Source organism: Gottfriedia solisilvae (assembly GCF_002128405.1).
GTDB lineage: Bacteria > Bacillota > Bacilli > Bacillales > Bacillaceae_G > Gottfriedia > Gottfriedia solisilvae.
The window spans coordinates 421,604-439,965 of record NZ_NETJ01000002.1 but is presented as its reverse complement, the minus strand read 5'-3'; the positions used below and the strand labels follow the sequence as shown (position 1 = coordinate 439,965).

Annotated in this window: 21 protein-coding genes; 7 read left to right on the top strand and 14 right to left on the bottom strand. The window is 32.9% G+C overall.

The window, feature by feature from the left end; all coding sequences use genetic code 11:
- Positions 1 to 20: 20 nt before the first annotated feature.
- Positions 21 to 521: a hypothetical protein gene (locus tag CAB05_RS06630; RefSeq protein ID WP_087999034.1), complete on the bottom strand. Its 501-nt coding sequence runs from the start codon at positions 519 to 521 to the stop codon at positions 21 to 23.
- Positions 522 to 866: 345 nt separating this feature from the next.
- On the opposite strand from CAB05_RS06630, the gene CAB05_RS06625 reads away from it, so the two are divergent.
- Positions 867 to 1,268, top strand: coding sequence for an SET domain-containing protein (locus tag CAB05_RS06625; RefSeq protein WP_087999033.1), 402 nt, complete (start codon positions 867 to 869; stop codon positions 1,266 to 1,268).
- Between the two features lie 246 nt (positions 1,269 to 1,514).
- Here CAB05_RS06625 and CAB05_RS06620 read toward each other — a convergent pair whose 3' ends face one another.
- The 4 genes from CAB05_RS06620 to CAB05_RS06605 form a co-directional block, all read right to left on the bottom strand.
- The gene (locus tag CAB05_RS06620) at positions 1,515 to 2,042 is read right to left on the bottom strand and encodes a chromate transporter (RefSeq protein ID WP_087999558.1); all 528 of its coding nucleotides are present in this window, start codon (positions 2,040 to 2,042) and stop codon (positions 1,515 to 1,517) included.
- Positions 2,042 to 2,617: a chromate transporter gene (locus tag CAB05_RS06615; RefSeq protein WP_087999032.1), complete on the bottom strand. Its 576-nt coding sequence runs from the start codon at positions 2,615 to 2,617 to the stop codon at positions 2,042 to 2,044. Before CAB05_RS06615 ends, CAB05_RS06620 begins: the two co-directional genes overlap by 1 nt.
- Positions 2,618 to 2,637: 20 nt before the next feature.
- Positions 2,638 to 4,242: a gamma-glutamyltransferase gene (ggt, locus tag CAB05_RS06610; RefSeq protein ID WP_087999557.1), complete on the bottom strand. Its 1,605-nt coding sequence runs from the start codon at positions 4,240 to 4,242 to the stop codon at positions 2,638 to 2,640.
- A 150-nt stretch (positions 4,243 to 4,392) separates the two neighbouring features.
- Positions 4,393 to 5,631, bottom strand: coding sequence for a DNA polymerase IV (locus tag CAB05_RS06605; protein ID WP_087999031.1), 1,239 nt, complete (start codon positions 5,629 to 5,631; stop codon positions 4,393 to 4,395).
- A 617-nt stretch (positions 5,632 to 6,248) separates the two neighbouring features.
- Between CAB05_RS06605 and CAB05_RS06600 the strand changes: the two genes are divergently transcribed.
- Together CAB05_RS06600 and CAB05_RS06595 are read left to right on the top strand one after the other, a co-directional pair.
- Positions 6,249 to 6,605 carry a globin domain-containing protein gene (locus CAB05_RS06600; protein WP_087999556.1) on the top strand — a complete coding sequence of 119 codons (357 nt, stop codon included), beginning with the start codon at positions 6,249 to 6,251 and terminating at the stop codon, positions 6,603 to 6,605.
- A gap of 17 nt (positions 6,606 to 6,622) precedes the next feature.
- On the top strand, positions 6,623 to 7,021 hold the full coding sequence (locus CAB05_RS06595) for a thiol-disulfide oxidoreductase DCC family protein (protein ID WP_087999030.1): 399 nt from the start codon (positions 6,623 to 6,625) through the stop codon (positions 7,019 to 7,021).
- A 63-nt stretch (positions 7,022 to 7,084) separates the two neighbouring features.
- Here CAB05_RS06595 and CAB05_RS22295 read toward each other — a convergent pair whose 3' ends face one another.
- Positions 7,085 to 7,246 (bottom strand): hypothetical protein, encoded by a 162-nt coding sequence (locus CAB05_RS22295; protein ID WP_167374461.1) that lies wholly within the window; start codon positions 7,244 to 7,246, stop codon positions 7,085 to 7,087.
- A gap of 583 nt (positions 7,247 to 7,829) precedes the next feature.
- On the opposite strand from CAB05_RS22295, the gene CAB05_RS06590 reads away from it, so the two are divergent.
- On the top strand, positions 7,830 to 8,105 hold the full coding sequence (locus CAB05_RS06590) for a YiaA/YiaB family inner membrane protein (protein ID WP_087999029.1): 276 nt from the start codon (positions 7,830 to 7,832) through the stop codon (positions 8,103 to 8,105).
- A gap of 82 nt (positions 8,106 to 8,187) precedes the next feature.
- Here CAB05_RS06590 and CAB05_RS06585 read toward each other — a convergent pair whose 3' ends face one another.
- A complete protein-coding gene (locus CAB05_RS06585) occupies positions 8,188 to 9,531 on the bottom strand; it encodes a glycosyltransferase family 2 protein (RefSeq protein WP_087999028.1) in 1,344 nt (447 codons plus the stop codon).
- Between the two features lie 401 nt (positions 9,532 to 9,932).
- Here CAB05_RS06585 and CAB05_RS06580 point away from each other — a divergent pair, with 401 nt between their 5' ends.
- Positions 9,933 to 10,592 (top strand): histidine phosphatase family protein, encoded by a 660-nt coding sequence (locus tag CAB05_RS06580; protein WP_158093192.1) that lies wholly within the window; start codon positions 9,933 to 9,935, stop codon positions 10,590 to 10,592.
- A 35-nt stretch (positions 10,593 to 10,627) separates the two neighbouring features.
- Here the strand turns inward: CAB05_RS06580 and CAB05_RS06575 are convergent, their stop codons facing one another.
- Genes CAB05_RS06575 through mce form a run of 3 tightly spaced genes read right to left on the bottom strand, consistent with a single transcriptional unit; the run spans position 10,628 to position 13,732 of the window.
- Positions 10,628 to 11,746, bottom strand: a complete 1,119-nt coding sequence (locus tag CAB05_RS06575) for a M20/M25/M40 family metallo-hydrolase (protein WP_087999026.1) — start codon at positions 11,744 to 11,746, stop codon at positions 10,628 to 10,630.
- Between the two features lie 38 nt (positions 11,747 to 11,784).
- Positions 11,785 to 13,326, bottom strand: coding sequence for an acyl-CoA carboxylase subunit beta (locus tag CAB05_RS06570; RefSeq protein WP_087999025.1), 1,542 nt, complete (start codon positions 13,324 to 13,326; stop codon positions 11,785 to 11,787).
- A gap of 1 nt (position 13,327) precedes the next feature.
- Positions 13,328 to 13,732 (bottom strand): methylmalonyl-CoA epimerase, encoded by a 405-nt coding sequence (gene mce / locus CAB05_RS06565; protein ID WP_087999024.1) that lies wholly within the window; start codon positions 13,730 to 13,732, stop codon positions 13,328 to 13,330.
- 125 nt (positions 13,733 to 13,857) lie between these two features.
- Here mce and prli42 point away from each other — a divergent pair, with 125 nt between their 5' ends.
- Positions 13,858 to 13,950, top strand: a complete 93-nt coding sequence (prli42, locus tag CAB05_RS22055) for a stressosome-associated protein Prli42 (protein WP_087999023.1) — start codon at positions 13,858 to 13,860, stop codon at positions 13,948 to 13,950.
- 56 nt (positions 13,951 to 14,006) lie between these two features.
- Here the strand turns inward: prli42 and CAB05_RS06555 are convergent, their stop codons facing one another.
- Both CAB05_RS06555 and CAB05_RS06550 read right to left on the bottom strand, forming a co-directional pair.
- Positions 14,007 to 14,513 carry a L,D-transpeptidase gene (locus CAB05_RS06555; RefSeq protein WP_087999022.1) on the bottom strand — a complete coding sequence of 169 codons (507 nt, stop codon included), beginning with the start codon at positions 14,511 to 14,513 and terminating at the stop codon, positions 14,007 to 14,009.
- A gap of 16 nt (positions 14,514 to 14,529) precedes the next feature.
- Positions 14,530 to 15,495 carry an aromatic acid exporter family protein gene (locus tag CAB05_RS06550; protein WP_087999021.1) on the bottom strand — a complete coding sequence of 322 codons (966 nt, stop codon included), beginning with the start codon at positions 15,493 to 15,495 and terminating at the stop codon, positions 14,530 to 14,532.
- A 156-nt stretch (positions 15,496 to 15,651) separates the two neighbouring features.
- Between CAB05_RS06550 and CAB05_RS06545 the strand changes: the two genes are divergently transcribed.
- Positions 15,652 to 16,176, top strand: a complete 525-nt coding sequence (locus tag CAB05_RS06545) for an acyl-CoA thioesterase (RefSeq protein ID WP_087999020.1) — start codon at positions 15,652 to 15,654, stop codon at positions 16,174 to 16,176.
- An 88-nt stretch (positions 16,177 to 16,264) separates the two neighbouring features.
- On the opposite strand, the gene CAB05_RS06540 is transcribed toward CAB05_RS06545, so the two are convergent.
- Positions 16,265 to 17,815 carry a solute symporter family protein gene (locus tag CAB05_RS06540; RefSeq protein WP_087999019.1) on the bottom strand — a complete coding sequence of 517 codons (1,551 nt, stop codon included), beginning with the start codon at positions 17,813 to 17,815 and terminating at the stop codon, positions 16,265 to 16,267.
- Between the two features lie 2 nt (positions 17,816 to 17,817).
- Positions 17,818 to 18,150: a DUF485 domain-containing protein gene (locus CAB05_RS06535; protein WP_087999018.1), complete on the bottom strand. Its 333-nt coding sequence runs from the start codon at positions 18,148 to 18,150 to the stop codon at positions 17,818 to 17,820.
- Between the last annotated feature and the right edge of the window lie 212 nt (positions 18,151 to 18,362).

Sequence of the window (18,362 nt, the reverse complement as noted above, 5' to 3'; positions counted from 1 at the left end):
AATCCCCATTTAGGGGATTTTTATTTACCTACAAATACTTGCATACCATTGTCTCCATTATATTGACCGCCACCAGGGGCAGTGACATAACAAATTATTAACTTAAATGTTTTTTTAGAAGGGATATTTTCTTTGAAAGTTAATAGGAATGAATTATTATTTCCTTGTACTTTCGTAATTTTTACTTTATCCTCTGTTAATGAATTTTTAGGATAAACAGTATCATTTTTACCAATTGAAGCAATCCCAGTTGGTTTCATATCACTACTTTGGATCCAATAATTCGAAGCTTTCGTACCAGCATTCAAATCAGCAGGTCGGTCAAATGTAACTAATAATTGATTTGTTGACACTTGAAATAATTCCGATAACATAGGAACCTGTCTTTTCAATTGGTTGCTTGCAATCGTGCTTGCTTCTTCACCCTCACTAACAATTTCTGCTTTCACTTCGTTTTGAGAAGGAATTTTTATTGAAATCATTAATAATGCAGTTACAATCAAAATTATTAATTTCTTCATCCCATACCTCCATCATAAATTCTTTAAACACAATATAGACTTTGATAAAATGCAAAAATTTATTCATAGAATTTTATGTATGTTCAAGCAAAGTAGGCATGCTAAAGCCACGACGTCCTGTCGTAACGCATGCATGATCAACATCGTGTGGACCCGAGGCTCAAGTCGTCACGCCCCATGGAAAGCGAAGTACCTGGAATGGAAATCTTTTTTAACAGAGCCTTAATATTAAAAGAAAAATTTCCATTCACTACAATCAAAAATTAGATAATAAAATTGCATTCTCATACAATTAATGGCAAACTAATGATAAATACTTCAAAGAGAGATGAATAGGTGTTAATAATGATAGAAATCAAAACTTCCACACTAAGCGATGGAGAATTTAATCGTGGCGTCTTTGCTACTCGTGATATTTCTAAAGGAGAATTATTACATGAAGCCCCAGTAATAGCTTACCCTAATGACCAGCATGAACATATTGAGAAAACTTTACTTGCAGATTATGCATTCGAATATGGAATGAATCATTCTTGTATTTTATTAGGTTACGGAATGTTATTTAACCATTCCTATGATGCAAATGCAGATTATGAAATCAATTTTGATAATCATACTTTTGAATTTTATGCTTATAAAGATATAAAAGCTGGCGAAGAAATATTAATTAATTACAATGGTGATATGGATAACACAGATCCACTATGGTGGGATAAAGATTATAAAGGTGATGATGAAACCAATTAATTCTTAGAATTAATTGGTTTTTTTATACAAATTAGCTTCGGTAATCTGCTTTTACTAACTGCTCTTTTGCTTTTGATCCAACTTCCTTTTTAATTCAATAAAATTGTTATGTAAACTAAAAAACGGATCAAACTTTCAATTTCTAAAAGTAATTAACTTATTATAAACATTCATTCTCATCGAGAACCTTTTCTTTTAAACATTCATTTTTATCAAAATAAAAAAACCAAAATCAAAGATCTTGGTCTATAAATTTATCGCACCATATGCTAATGCCCCAAATACAATTATGGCTGGGTGTATTTTTAATTTTTCCATTAACAAAAAGGTACATAACGCTATAAAGATTACTTGTAAAATTCCAATCGACAGTATTGATTCTGAAAATGACTCATAAGTGAGTAGTCCAAGTAAAACGACGATTGTAGGTTTAACGTATGAAGTCATTCGTTTCACTCGAATTGAATGACGATTTTTATAAAGAATGCTCATCATTAAAATCATTAAAAAAAGTGAAGGAATGACAGTTGCGAATACAGCCACAAAAGATCCAATTAGTCCACCAACTTTATAGCCAATATACCCAGCCATTTTGGTTGCAATTGGTCCTGGCAATGAATTCCCCATTGCAAATGCTTCTTGAAAATCTTGTGAAGTAAGCCAATGATGTCGATTAACAACATCATTTTTGATTAACGGAATCGTAGCTGGCCCACCACCATATCCTAGTAAATTAGTAATTAGAAAAGAAAGAAAAAGCTTCCAATATATGATCACGTTGCCTCCCCCTTATCCGTTTTACTATTTGAGGAGGTTGTTTTAACTGGTTGAAAAACAGCAAATAATAATAAACAAGCTATTATGATACCGGGATGTATATGTAAAAATTGGATAAGAATCAATCCAACTATTAAATGAATCATAATCGTTGGTGTTTTTAATCCACTCTTTGAACTCTTGTAAAATTGCCATGTTAATACGCCAAGCATAACCCCAACAACAGGTACGATTGATTCCTTCATCCCATTTACCCATTTAATATCTTTAAAAGACGTTAAGGTTGTAAGTAACAAAATCATTAATATAATCGTAGGTAAAATGGTAGCAAGAACTGCGTTAATCATTCCGATCATACCTCCGATTCGATAACCAATATAGCCCGCTAATTTCGTATTAATTGGTCCCGGAAGCATATTTCCAATCGCCAATACATCTGAAAACTCTTCATCCTTCATCCATTTAAACGTTTCAACAACTTCTTTATATATAAGTGGTATTGTTGAAGGTCCACCGCCATAACCAAGAATACTACTGCGAAAAAAAGCAACGAATATATCTTTTTGTTTCATCTAATCTAGTCCACTTCCTTTTACCAACTAGCAATACTTCCATCCGTTCTAGATTCAGTACCACCCATTAACACACCAGTTTCGTTGTTTCTCCAAATGATTTGACCACGTCCAAAACTGCCTGTATCTTTTGCAATTCTAATGTCATGTCCTTTTTCTATTAACTGTTTAACAATTTCAGTTGGGAAATTTGGTTCAACCTCTATCTGTTTCCCCTCTATCCATTGCCATCTTGGTGCATCTAGAGCCTCTTGAGGATTTAAATGAAAATCAATACTATTCATGATTACTTGTACATGGCCTTGCGGTTGCATGTACCCACCCATTACACCAAATGGTCCTATCGCATTATTATTCTTTGTTAAGAATCCAGGAATAATCGTATGATATGTCTTTTTTCCACCTTGAAGTGCATTTGCATCTAGTTCATTTAAACTAAAGTCATGGCCCCTATTTTGAAGCGCGATACCAGTTCCAGGCACAACAATACCAGAACCAAATCCCATATAATTGCTTTGGATAAATGAAACCATATTCCCCTCACCATCAGCAGTTGCTAAATACACCGTACCTCCACTTGAAGGCTTCCCTGGTATTGGCAGACTTGCTGTTTCATTTATTTCTGAATATCGTGCTTTTCCATATTGTTCACTTAATAACTCATCTATTGTCACCTTCATAAAATTTGGATCGGTGATATATTCTTTTCCACATGAGAAAGCTAATTTCATCGATTCTAATTGTTTATGATAAGTAGATATAGATTCTTTCTCGGTAAACTGTTCATTTTTTAATATATTTAATGCCATTAGTGCAACGATTCCTTGACCACTAGGAGGAATTTCCCACACGTCATAACCCCTGTATTGAACACTAATTGGTTCTACCCATTTAGGTTTAAATGCCATTAAATCTTCCTTCGATAAAAATCCGCCATACTCTTTACTTGAAGCAACAATTTTATCAGCAAGTTCTCCACTATAAAACGAAGCACCGTTTGTATTTCCAATACTTTCTAATGTATTTGCATGATCTAATGATGACCACATCTCTCCTACTTCAGGAGCAAGTCCATTAGGTGCAAATGTTTCAAACCATGTTTCAAATTCTAAAGAAGTACATTGTTTTTTATATATTTCAAAAGCTCTTTTCCAAAACTTTCCTAATGTTGGTGAAACTGGGAAGCCATTTCTTGCGTAGTTTATTGCAGGCTTTAAAACTTCTTTTAGTGGTAAATTACCAAAGCGTTTTGAAAGTTCAGCCCAACCTGCAGGAGCACCAGGTACAGTAACTGGGATCCAACCAAATTTAGGCATTTTATCGTATCCTAATTCTTTTAACTTTTCAATTGAAATATCCTTTGGTGCAGGTCCGCTTGAATCTAAACCATACAATCGGTCCTTCATCCAAACTAATGCGAAATTGTCTCCACCAATTCCATTTGAAGTTGGCTCTACTACCGTTAAGCAAGCAGCTGTAGCAATTGCAGCATCTACAGCATTTCCACCCATTTTTAATATGTCTAAACCAGCCTGTGCTGCTAACGGTTGGGAAGTCGCTACCATTCCATTCTTTGCGTAAACAACATTACGATTTGATGGGTATATTTGATTCATAATTTTCATTTTTGATAACATGCGTTTTCCTCCATACTACTAAAAATGTGTGAATTATTATGTATAAACAAACAAATGAATTCTTTTAATACATTCGACAATTTTGGTCAAAACCCTACTCATAAAAAAAAGGATCTTTTAAAAAGATCCTAACTTTAACTATTCAGTTGACTTTAGTATATCCAGTATATTATTCCGATCAATTTTCTTCTTTTTTTGTCTTCCAAGTCCAATTACTTGTTCTCCAAATTTACTCTGTAATTTGTGTAGTGTTTCAAATAATGGTTCTTGTTTTGCATCTTTTTCAAAGGAGAAAAGGTCTAATTGTTTTGAGACTTCATCTACTGGGTTTAACTGCGACAAAGTTACTCCTATTAATCGTAATGGTTCGCCATTCCAATGTTTTTTCCAAAGATCCATAGCTTCCTTAAAGATTTCAGATCCCTCTTGAATAGGTGAAATTAATTTTTTACTTCTATTAATTGTTTTACGGTCTCTAAATCGAAGAGTGATTGTTAAAGTATCAGCAATTAATCCCTTTTTCTTTAATTTATCACCAACTCTATTTGAAAGGCTTTCGAATTTTTCAGCTATCGTAGGTTCTTCTATAATATCAGTTGAAAATGTTGTTGAGTGTCCAATTGTTTTATAAGAAAGCATACGACTTGGATCAACCTCTCGATCATCAATTCCATTTGCTTTATTTCTTAAAGAAATTCCATTGATTCCAAGTAACTCATGTATTTTCTCTTCATTAGATTTCGCTAAATCTTCAATAGTAAAAATTCCAATCGAATGTAATTTTTCTTCTGTTTTTAGTCCAACGCCATTCATTTCTCCTACATTTTTTGGCCATAAAATGAAAGGAACATCTCTTTTACGAAGAACTGTAATGCCAAGTGGTTTTTTCATATCAGATGCTGTTTTCGCAAGAAATTTATTTGGAGCAATTCCGATACTACATGGTAAATCTAACTCTTGTAGTAGCATCTTTTGAATTGATTCAGCAATTTGAATCGGATGTCCAAGCTCCTCACAATCTGTAATATCGATATACCCTTCATCAATAGAAGCTACTTCTACTTTTGGACTAATTGAACCAAGTTTTTCAAATATTTGTCTTGAAACTTTTCGATATAATTCATGATTTGGAGTTTTAACAATCATCTCAGGGCATTTTTTTCTAGCTTCCCATAAAGGCATTGTAGCTCTAATCCCAAAAGCGCGCGCCTCATAACTTGCCGTTACAATAATCCCTCTTCGTTCCTTCTCATTACCTGCTACTACAACCGGTTTACCTTTTAATGATTGATCATTTGCAATTTCCACTGAAGCAAAAAAAGAGTTCATATCAACATGTAAAATAACCTTTCCACTCTTAGGGGCCCATGAATTCATTGCTACACCTCCAATACAATATATCTACTCATTATCCTACCACATTAAGGAAAAGAGATTAAATATAGTGAATTCAATAAAACAACAAAAAAGTATTAATTGTAATTCCTAGAATAGTATGTATTTGTGCATGGGAAAGCAAGCATTCTAAAATGGAATTCAACATTGTTCTGTATTAGAGGATTTAGATAGTATTGTGTTTATTTCAAGAAGTTGAATTGAAGACCTTAGAAACAATTATGTTTTGGGTGATGAATGTAAACCAATGCATACAAGTGTGTTTTTTTAAGAGGTTAAATGGAAGACTTTAGATAAGATTATATTTTTATTTAAGAAGCAATTATGTTCTTAATTTAAATGGAACGGAAGGATGCTCGACTCCTATGGGAGATGCGGGACAGCTGTGACCCCACAGGAGGGAACGCGACGAGGAGGCCGAGCGCCCACCCCATGAAAAGCGAGCATCCTGAAGTGGAATTCAACACTCTTCTTTTCATTTTACAGATCCACCAGATAATCTATTTTACTTCTCTTACACAATAAAAAACGTTAAAATATAATATATAAACATTACGTTTTTATTGGAGGATCAATCATTGAGTAATCAAAATCAAACGATGTACGAATATATAGGCAAAGAAAAACTAGAGGAGCTTGTTGATACCTTTTACTCTTATGTATCAAAGCACGAGCGTCTTGCGCCAATTTTCCCGGGAGATTGGGAAGAAACAGCACGTAAGCAAAAACTATTTTTAACACAATTTTTAGGAGGACCGCAATATTATAGTATGGAACGTGGTCACCCTAGAATGAGAGCAAGACACTTACCATTTCCAATCACTATTGAACTTGCACACGATTGGCTAGATTGTATGTCAAAAGCGATGGACGATGTAGATTTAGATGAAGAAATCAAAGAGCCACTATTACAACATTTAAGAAATGTTGCTTATCACATGGTAAACCAAGAATAAATAATAGGAGCATTAAGGTGGAAGAAAAACCGATTATATTATTTGATGGAGTATGTAATTTCTGCAATAGCGCGGTCCAATTTATCATTAAACATGATAAACAAGGCATATTTCAATTTGCTTCACTCCAGTCATCAATTGGAAAAGAACTAATCGAAACGAATCCCGCACTGAAAGATATAGATTCAGTCATTCTATTGCAAAATGGTATCATCAAAACGGAATCTACCGCAGCACTTCATATCTCAAAGAAGTTAAACGGTTGGCCAAAATTTTTTTATATCTTTATCATAATTCCAGCACCTATTCGCAACTATTTTTATCAACTTTTTGCATCTAATCGTTATAGATTTTTTGGAAAAAGTGAAACATGTATGATTCCTACTAAAGAGATTCGAGATCGTTTTTTATCATAAAAATTTGTGTAAAAAAAACAAACCACTTTCAATAATGAACAGTGGTTTTTCTTTGTTGCTACTTTATTTCATCCAAACTCTTGTCAAAGCCATACCTAGAAAACCTGCACCCATACCAATTAACCAACCAGAATGAGGTTCTCCTAATAAAGATCCTATTCCCCCACCTAAGAACATACAACCAACAAAGACAATTCCACCTATACTAGATTTTGAATGACTCATTTTGGACATTTCTCCTCTGTATTTTCTGCTTACTTTTACTTTTGAATTTCTCTATAGTCTGCACGATCCATACTAAACGTTAATTGAGCTATTTTTTAAATAAAACACTCATGAATCTTTCTGTTTTTTTGCGATCATATCAAGCTTTCCCTCAATATTTGATAGAATTTTTTTTAATGATTTAAAATAACTAACAACATTAATAAACAGGAAAATGAAAAAAATGAGAAGGAATAAAAACATCACGATTTTTAAAAACATTAAAATATCTTCCATTATGCACTCCAAAATTTATAAAATCTGATTTTTAAGACTTGATAAAAAAAACAGTCTATTATTAATTATTTAAATTCTCAATATAAAATTCCTTCTTTTTCCATTTTTATTTTAAAACAATCATTAAAATTAAAAAAACATTAAAATAAAAGTTAATAGATTACAATTTTATTACTATTTAATATCAAAATCTTATATAATAATAGAAGGACAGTTTCCATATTATTTTGATTTTTAGAAATTATCGTTTTTTTACGTTAGCTGTCCAAAGAAAAGGCATTTATATTTATACGGAGAGTGATTAATTTTGCAGAAACACCGAAGACGCAACACAGTAGCATTTACAGTTTTATCTTACTTTACTTTAGTAGCAGGTGTACTTTTATTTTGTATCGGATTATATAATGCAGACATGGAACTTAATGAAAAAGGATATTATATCGCGGTTATGTTATTAGTGGCTGTTGGTGCAATTCTAACTCAAAAAGTAGTTCGTGATAATGCGGAAGATGACGATATTATCGCTGATCAAGAAATTCAATTAAAAATGAAATTAGATAACTCTAAAAAAGAATCAAATTAAGCTCATCATCTAACCACTGTCTTTTGACAGTGGTTTTATTTTTTTATGAATTAAAAAAAGCATTTAACTATGTTAAATGCTTTTACTTCCAAACTCGTCTTAATTTGAAGAATTCTTGTAAATATCCATATAATGAAACAGGAGACATAATCATTTGATAAAAAAGAATAAACAATATAAAACCTAACTTGTTAATTCTTATTCTTAAATTTAAATGTCTAAAAACATAATGCTTTTGATATAAATAAAGTATTGAATAGCTAACAAATGTAAGAGGTAAAACCAATAAGGTCATTGGTCCGACAATCCAGTGTATACCGAAAAAAGCTAAAACTAAGCCTGGTAGCCAACATAATGTATATACTAAATCTAAATATAGCATTAGTAAGTTAATCCCAGTAAGGTATCTTGTATAAACTTGTGGTTGCTGCCAAGGTTTTATTTCTTTTAATCCTTCAACCATTCCTCTTGCCCATCTTGAGCGTTGTTTTGCGAAATGAGCAAGGGTTGTAGGTGCATCTGTAAATGCTACTGCTAAAGGCTCAAAGTATACTTTCCATTCCTTTTGTAACAGTCTCCAAGTTAAAACAATATCTTCACCAATTGCATCTGGCCAACCGCCGACTTCTTGTACACATGGGGTTTTGTATAAACTAAATGCCCCCTGTGCAACTAATGTTCCTTGATATAACCCTTGCAATCTTTTGATTGAAGCAATTCCTAAAAAATAATCCCATTCCTGAATTTTCGTCCAAATTGTTTCACGACTATTTCGTACAAGCATTGATCCGGCTACAGCACAAACATCTTCAGGACTACTTTTAATTCTTGAAACTAAATAACGAACTGCCGATGGGTGAATTAAAGTGTCAGCATCTAATGTAATAACATATGGCGTTTGCACATATTGTAAACCTGTATTTAAAGCATTAAATTTTCCTGGATTTGGTTCATGTAAAATTGAGATGTTAGCTTTTAATTCCTTTTTGGCTCTTAATACTTCTTCAGTCGTTTTATCTGAGGAGTTATTATTAATCACAATCACTTGTATCTCACCAGTATAATCTTGGTCTGTAACATACTTTAAAGTTTGATAAATGCCTTTCTCTTCATTATAAGCCGCAATTAGTAACGTAACTGATTCAGTTGGAAACTCATTCTTAAAATTAGGTTGCCTATCTAAAATCAAACTAACGATTAAAAATGCACTCATATATCCAGGGATATAAGCGATTCCAGTGATAATAAAAATTGCACCAGGCATCGTCACAATATCAGATAAATCATATAACCATGGTAAAGATAAATATATAGAAAGTATTAACCACATGAAGGACATCGTGTGACTAAACCAAAATTTCTTTTGGATTGTAAAATAGTATTTTCTATTTTTTTGCTTTTTAATAGGAGTAAGATTAGGCTTCATTACTCTCCCCCCCATCATTCACTTTATTTTAACTTATAAGTGAAAAAGGATTCATGTTTTGTAAGATAACGACATTATATCACAATAACAAAAATGTAGTTAATAAATTCATTTTATAAAAAATTCTTAACAAAAATACAATTATATCAACATAAAACAGATTTTAAATAAACATTCATAACGTTTTATTAGTATAATATTTAAAATATGTATTGTTGTTACTAATTATTTTTTAAAGTAGGTATCTTATAGTTTCCTTTTTCGCTTTTGAAATTCATAAGTAGTCCCACGCAAGCTTATTCATTATTTGATTCGAATTTTTCTTAATCATTTTTCAAATGATTTGTTTTAAAATACTGAGAATTATAAAATATGTATAAAACTAAACATTTATAAATGAGGTGTTTCCGATCGAAAAGAAAATAAATTTATACTGTATTAGACATGGGGAAACATATTTAAATCGATACAAAAGAATGCAAGGTTGGGCTGATAGTCCTTTAACGGAAGAAGGTAAGTTAGTGGCCATTGAAGCTGGCAAAAAGCTTTCTACTATCCATTTCGATCGTGTATATACAAGTGATTCTGGTCGTACAGTTGAAACTGCTGAAATACTACTTAAACAAAATCAATTCAATATTCCTGTCGTTCAAAAAAGAAAAGCATTCCGGGAAACATTTTTCGGTAGTTTTGAGGGAGAATTTTCGGAGGTTGCATTGGGTAAGGTAGCAAGTGACCAAGGTTATGGCAGCTTTAAAGAAATGTTTCGTAATCATTCACTTGAAGAAATAACGAATTTCATCAAAAAGTCTGATCCATATCATCATGCAGAAGATTATCACGAACTATGGGAACGATTAGAAAAAGGTTTAAATGAAGTCGTTTCTGAAAGCTTGAATCAAGTTGAAAATATTCTACTTGTCACACATGGAAATATTATTAGAAATATTGTTAAAAAATTTTCCGAAGATGTAGATATTCAAGTTGAAATTAAAAACTCAAGTATCACCATTCTCGAATATACAAACGATTTATATAAAGTTGTATCTTTTAATCAATAAAAAAAGACGAAACAAACGTTTCGTCTTTTTTATTATTATTTAGCTACTTCTTTAACAATTGCTACAACCATTTCAGCAGATTTAACTAATTCTTTGATTGGCATTTTTTCATTTGTTGTGTGGATTTCTTCATAACCAATTGCTAAGTTTACAATTGGGAAGCCGTGTCCTGCAAATACATTGGCATCAGAACCACCGCCACTTTGTTGTAATGCTGGAGTACGACCGATTGCTTCAGCAGCACGTTTTGCTACTTCTACAACATGATCACCTTCACCAAATTTGAATCCTGGATACATAATTTGAACTTCAACTTCCGCACGTCCACCCATTTCAGATGCTGCTTCTTCAAATGCAGCCTTCATTTTAGCAACTTGCGCTTCCATTTTCTCGCCAATTAATGAACGAGCTTCTGCAAGAATATTCACTTGATCACAAACGATGTTTGTTGCACTTCCGCCCTCGAAACGACCAATATTAGCAGTTGTTTCTTCGTCAATACGACCTAATGGCATTCTAGCAATAGCTTTTGAAGCGATTGTAATTGCAGAAACACCTTTTTCAGGAGCTACACCAGCATGAGCAGTTTTTCCGTAAATCGTAGCGATTACTTTCGCTTGAGTTGGAGCAGCAACGATGATATTTCCTACTTCTTCATCGCTATCTAAAGCATAGCCAAATTTAGTTGTGATTAATTTTGGATCCATAGCTTTTGCACCATGTAATCCTGATTCTTCACCAACTGAAATGATAAATTGAATTTCACCATGTTCGATATTTTGTTCCTTGATTACTTTAACCGCTTCTAAAAATGCAGCGATTCCAGCTTTATCATCAGCACCAAGAATTGTTGTGCCATCAGTTACTACTTTACCATCAACGATTGAAGGTTTGATGCCTTTACCTGGTGTTACTGTATCCATATGACATGAGAAGAAAATACCATCTACTCCTTCTTTAGTAGCAGGAATAGTTGCAACAATGTTACCAGCACCATGACCAGTCACACCCATTGTGTCATCTTCAAATACATTCATTCCAAGTGCTTCTAATTTTTGTTTTAAAACCTTTGCAATTTCAGCTTCAAACTTAGTTTCAGAGTCAACTTGTACTAATTCTAAAAACTCGTCAACTATACGTTGTTCATTAATCATATATGATACGCCTCCAATAAAAGTATGTAGAAAAATGTCTATAAGGGTATATTACCATGTTTTTTGGCTGGGCGCTTTTCATTTTTCGTTTTTAATACTTCTAATGACTGAATCAACTTTTTACGAGTATCACGAGGATCAATCACATCGTCTACTAAACCATATTTTGCTGCTACATATGGATTAGAGAATTTTTCTTTGTATTGGTCCATCCATTCAGCTCGTAGTACTTCAGGTTTTTCACTCTGACTGATTTCCTTGCCATAAAGTATATTAACAGCTCCAGCAGCACCCATCACTGCAATTTCAGCATTTGGCCAAGCAAAAACTAAATCCGCTCCAATTGACTTACTATTTAAAGCTACATATGCACCACCAAAAGCTTTTCTAGTTATAACTGTAATTTTTGGGACCGTCGCTTCAGAATATGCATATAACAGCTTCGCACCATGTCTTATTATACCTCCATGCTCTTGTTTTACACCGGGAAAAAATCCAGTAACATCAACAAATGTAATAAGAGGAATATTAAAACTATCACAAAAACGAATGAATCTCGCTCCCTTATCAGCTGAATGGATATCTAATCCCCCAGCCATTACTTTCGGTTGATTACAAACTAACCCGACAACTTCTCCGTCTACCCTAGCAAATCCGATCACTAAATTTTTAGCAAAATCTTTTTGTACTTCTAAGAAAGAATCATCATCTACAATCATTGAAACAATATTTTTCACGTCATAGGGGCGACTACTGTCATCTGGAATACAGTCTAATAAATCTTCTAAATCTTTGTCATTTTTTGAATAACTAGGTGTTTTTTCTTCCCAATGTGAAGGTAAATAATCTAATAAACTTCTAACTACACGAAGTGCTTCCTCTTCGGTTTTCGCTTGAAAATGTGCATTTCCACTTATTTCATTGTGAACTTTTGCGCCACCTAAATCTTCTGCAGAAATTTTTTCTCCAGTCACACTCTCTATTACCTTTGGTCCTGTTATAAACATTTGACTACTTTCATTGACCATGATGACAAAATCAGTAATTGCTGGTGAATATACTGCTCCTCCAGCACATGGTCCCATAATTACGGAAATTTGTGGGACGACTCCAGAATAAATCGTATTGCGATAAAATACGTGACCATAACCATCTAAGGATAATACCCCTTCTTGTATCCGTGCACCACCAGAATCATTTAATCCAATAATTGGTGCCTTGCATTGTACTGCCATATCCATCAATTGACTTATTTTTTTAGCATGCATTTCACCTAGTGCTCCACCAAACACTGTAAAATCCTGTGAAAATACAAAAACTGTTCTTCCTTTAATTTTCCCATATCCAGTTACGACACCATCACACGCACCACCTTGTTCGTCCATTCCAAAATCGGTACAACGATGCTGTACAAACCCATATAACTCAACAAAGCTATCCTCATCAAGTAACAGCTCGATCCGTTCTCTAGCGGTGTATTTTCCTCGTTCATGTTGTTTTTCAATCCGCTCATATCCTCCACCAAGCTCAACTTCAGACTTTTTTTCATACAATTCATAAATTGCATCATATTTACTCATCTCAAAGTTCTCCTTTTTCTACAATTTCAATTAACATTCCAAATTGTTTCGGATGAATAAAAAATATTTTCGAACCATGGCTACCTTTTCGAGGTGTATCCTGTAGCAAATGAAATTGACGTTTTTTTAAATCTGTAATGGCTTCGTCGATATTCTCAACTCTAAAAGCAATATGGTGCAATCCTTCGCCTTTTTTTTCAATATATTTATAAACTGGGCTATTTGGAGAAAGTGGCTGAATTAATTCAATATTTACATTTTCCGTTTCAAAGAATGCAACTTCAACACCTTGTTCTTCAACAATTTCTCGATAAGAACAATTTAGCTGTAATTCAGTTTCATATTTATAAATGCTATTATTTAAGTCTTTTACACAAATTGCCATATGATCAATATTTGTGAACATTGCTTGTCCTCTCCCTCAAAACAAATGCTTTTCTATCATTCATATGCTAAAATGGGACAAGACTTGTATAATTTTTAATAATTTAAAGTGAAAGTTTATTTAATTAGTAAGGTGGTAATAAACATATGAGAAAAAGAACACAAAAAATCGTCGTTATAATCATGTTAATTTCAATGCTTGCGACTACTTTATTAGCAGGAATCTCTTCATTTCTATAAACAAGTAAAAAAGGTTGCGTGAAACTGGATTTTTCTAGTTTTACGCAACCTTTTCTTTATTTAATTGCTCCTTTTTCTTTCGCTATTTGAACAAATGTTTTAGTGGTAGTTGTAATAAATACTTTAGTTCCATATGGGGTCTTGTCATAAAGCTCATTTACATCGTTTGTATGCATTCTTACACAACCATTTGATATGTATTTACCAATAGAAGATGGATCATTATTACCATGTATTCCATAAATTGATCCGTCAGTGTTTAATGCATCAAACCCAATCCATCTCGAGCCCAATGGATTCTTGGGATCGCCTCCTGGAATATTTTTTTTCTTCCAATAAGGAAACTTAGCTTTATATATAGCATTAAACATGCCTTCAGGTGTCAAGTCGGCTGTTTTTCCTGTTGCAACTTTATATACTTTTTGAATTTTCCCGTCATCAATGAAAGCTAATTGATTTACTTTTTTATTAATAATGATAAATGGATCGCCTAGCTTCGGGTTTTGCCCAAGTGGCCAAACGGGACTAATGACAAGAAATAGTGAAATAACAAACTTAAGCAATTAGTACCCCTCCCTCTTAAACACTTTTAGCGTATTTTTCCTTAAACTTAGCTTTCATAACCAAAAAACTTTCCATTTCATGAATGATCATCAATATGGCAGCCCTCGTTTCCAAATCATCTGGTGTATGAGGTAGTGGCATTGATCGAAACATTTTATAAATTTCTTCTAATTGATGAATACAAATTACACCAGTAACTCTAGGATTTAAGGAATAGCATAAATCTTTGAAGAAACTTGCTAAAATATCTGATTGTTCGTTACTTACTTGAATGACTGACAATGTATTAATGATTCTTTTTAAAATGACTAACTGTCTTTCTCTCATTAAAAAATAATCATAGTCTTCATCGTTTGTCGTTCGTATATAATGGTTTTCAATTTCGAGTTTAGCCACTTTTTTTGCTTTTTCTAGCAAAGCACATGTTTCTTCATATTCTACTAAATGACTGCTTCTGGAAGGATCTTTTAAAAAAATAGAAATCTTTTCGAATATAAAACAAAACTTCGAATCAATTTGTTCTTTATATATTTTTATTTCGTCCTCCAAACTTGGCATATATAAATTACATAACAGTGCAATACCCATCCCAACTAAAATAATGCTTATTTCATTGACTACGATTGATAATGTCATTTTTTCTAAACCATATAAATGGAGCATAATGACAGCACTGGAAATGACCCCTTCTTGAATTTTTAAATAAACCAAAGTAGGGATAAAAAATAATAATAGTAATCCAATGGCAAAGGGATTATAACCTATTAAGTGGAATATGATGAAACAAAACATTATAATTAACAAGCATGCTAAGAATCGTCTTAATACTGTTTCTAAAGATCGTCTCTTAGTTGGTTGAATACAAAGTATTGTTAATATGCCCGCTGAAGCGTAGAAACTTAAACCAAGCGTTTGAGCAACAAAGATAGCCACTGAGCTACCTAATGCAGTTTTCACTACTCGAGAACCTATTCTATACATAAAATCACCTAGTTCTATGATTTTACTTTCTTCAGTTTTTAATTCTCTTTTATTATGAATTAACTATTTCTATCAATGACTCTATTTTATAAAACCATGCTTATCAGCTTTTTAGTTTGGTGAAAATAGAAATAATCTAAAAAAAGGTGTGAGCTTATGAGTTCAAAATATTGCCACGAATCTCGTGCTACTTTAATTATTCGCGTATTCCCAACTGATTTAAATAATCACCGTACATTATTCGGGGGGAAAATTCTTGCTGATATGGATATGACAGCTTCTATTACTGCTTCTAGACATGCAAGAACAAAATGTGTAACAGCGTCAATCGATCACGTTGACTTTTTACATCCAGTAACTGAACAAGATTGTATATCTTATGAATCATTTATTGTTTTAACAGGTAGATCATCAATGGTTATCTTTGTAAAAGCCATTGCAGAGAATCTTCTAACTGGAGATCGTCGAGTTGCTGCTACTTCATTCCTAACATTTGTAGGCATGAAAGATGACAAAACTGTACCAGTTCCATCAATCATTTTAGAAACTGAAGAAGAAAGAGAATTAGCTGAGATTGCAAAAGCTAGAATTGAAAATCGAAAAAACAACAAACTGATTAGTAAAAATATCGCAAGTATTATTTCTACAAAACCATTAAAATTAAGACAAAATGAGGAATAATACATAAAATAAAAAGCTGAAGGAACCACTCCTTCAGCTTTTTATATTCCTACTAAATTTTTTAACGACTGAATCAATTGTTAATCGTTTAATGAGATGAAACACCTTCAACACCGTGACCAGTATTTGATTTAACTAGAATCTCATCGAACTTTGCTTCGCTTTCTTTTTTGCTAGAAAGGATTGTACCTAAAAATGCCGCAATAAAGCCTAAAGGAATAGAGATGATTCCTGGATTCGTTAAACTAATTAAAGGTTCACCAACAAAAATAGCTTTTCCTTCAATAGGACTCCAAATATTTGGGCTAATCGCTACTAAAATAATCGCAGAAATCAAGCCTGTTAACATTCCCACAATTGCTCCTGTAGTATTGAACCGTTTCCAATAAATTGTAAATAAAATAACTGGTAGATTTGCACTTGCAGCAACTGCAAATGCTAATGAAACTAAAAACGCAACGTTTAATGATTGTGCAAAAATCGCTAGAATGATTGACAATATAGCAACACCAATAGATGCATATCTTGCCATTGAAACTTGTTCTTTTTCAGTTGCCTTCCCTCTTCTTAGAATTTCATTATAGAAATCATGGGCAAAAGCAGATGCCGCTGTTAAGACTAAGCCTGCTACTACTGCTAAAATCGTAGCGAATGCAACTGCTGAAACGAAGGCAAATAAGAAATTACCGCCTAATACTTCTGCTAATAATGGTGCTGCCATGTTTCCAGCTGGATTTGCTTTAATTATTTCTGCGTTCCCTACAAATGCTGCAGCTCCGAAACCAAGGAAAATCGTCATAATATAGAAAGCACCAATCAACCACGTAGCATATACAACCGATTTACGTGCTGTTTTTGCATCTCGTACGGTAAAGAATCTAACAAGAATATGAGGTAAGCCCGCAGTACCAAGTACAAGAGCTAAATTTAACGAAAGTGTATCTAAGCCATTTGTATATTTCACACCAGGATTTAAGAAAGTTTCCTTAAGAGGAGTTGCTGTTTTCATTTGACTAAACATTTCTGTAATACTGTAGTCAAATTTTGCAAATACGATAATTGAAATCACTAAAGTTCCAAGCATTAGGAGAACAGCTTTTACAATTTGCACCCAACTTGTAGCTGTCATACCACCAAAAATTACATACACAGTCATAAGTACACCTACAATTAATACTGCAGTTGTATACTCAATTCCTAATAATAATTTAATCAGTGCGCCTGCACCTACTAGCTGTGCAATCATATAGAAAATAGAAATTGTCATTGTATTTAAAGCTGCTACACCTCGTACTTTTCTTTGATCGAATCTTGCAGCAATCATATCCGCTAAAGTGTATTTACCAAGATTCCTTAATGGTTCTGCTACCAAATAGAGTACGACAAGATAAGCAACTAAAAAGCCGATACTATAGAAGAATCCATCAAATCCAGTTAAAGCAATTGCACCAGCTATACCTAAAAATGAAGCAGCAGACATATAGTCACCTGCAATTGCAAGTCCATTTTGCCAGCCTGTCAAACCACCACCTGCAGTGTAAAAGTCCTTTGCATCCTTCGTTTTTTTAGAAGCGTAATATGTAATGACGAGTGTCCCTAATACAATGATTAAAAATAGCGTAAAGGCATACGTATTCAAAATTACTCTCCTCCCTTATTTAACTTCTTTACAATGCCTTCAGACATTTCATCGAATGATTTTGCCTTTTTATGATAGATCATACACAATCCCCATGTCATAATGAATTGCGCAAAAGCAAAAATCCAAGCCCAAGTAATATCACCAATCGCTTTCGTATTTAGAACTTTAGAATAAGACGTCATTAACGGTAAAGCGATGTAAAAGCATAAAAAGAAAATTGACATAGGTAAAATAAATTTTCTTTTCGCTTTTAATAGTTCTTTAAATTCTGGGGATTTCGCCACTTCAGAGTAAACGCTTTCAGATTTTACATTATTTTTTTCAATTTCCATTCACATATCTCCCTTCAATTTTTTGTTTCTTGAATATGAGTAGAGAAACAAGTCCAAAAAAGAATAAGAAGAAAGTTAGAAAAGCCTAACAAAACGAAAGAATATTCAGAAACTTATTTTTATTGTATTTCATTTGTTAGAGATTAATAAAATGTTTTCGTATGACAAAAAATATGAAATTTCTCTTTTAGATAGAGTAATTGAAAGAAAAT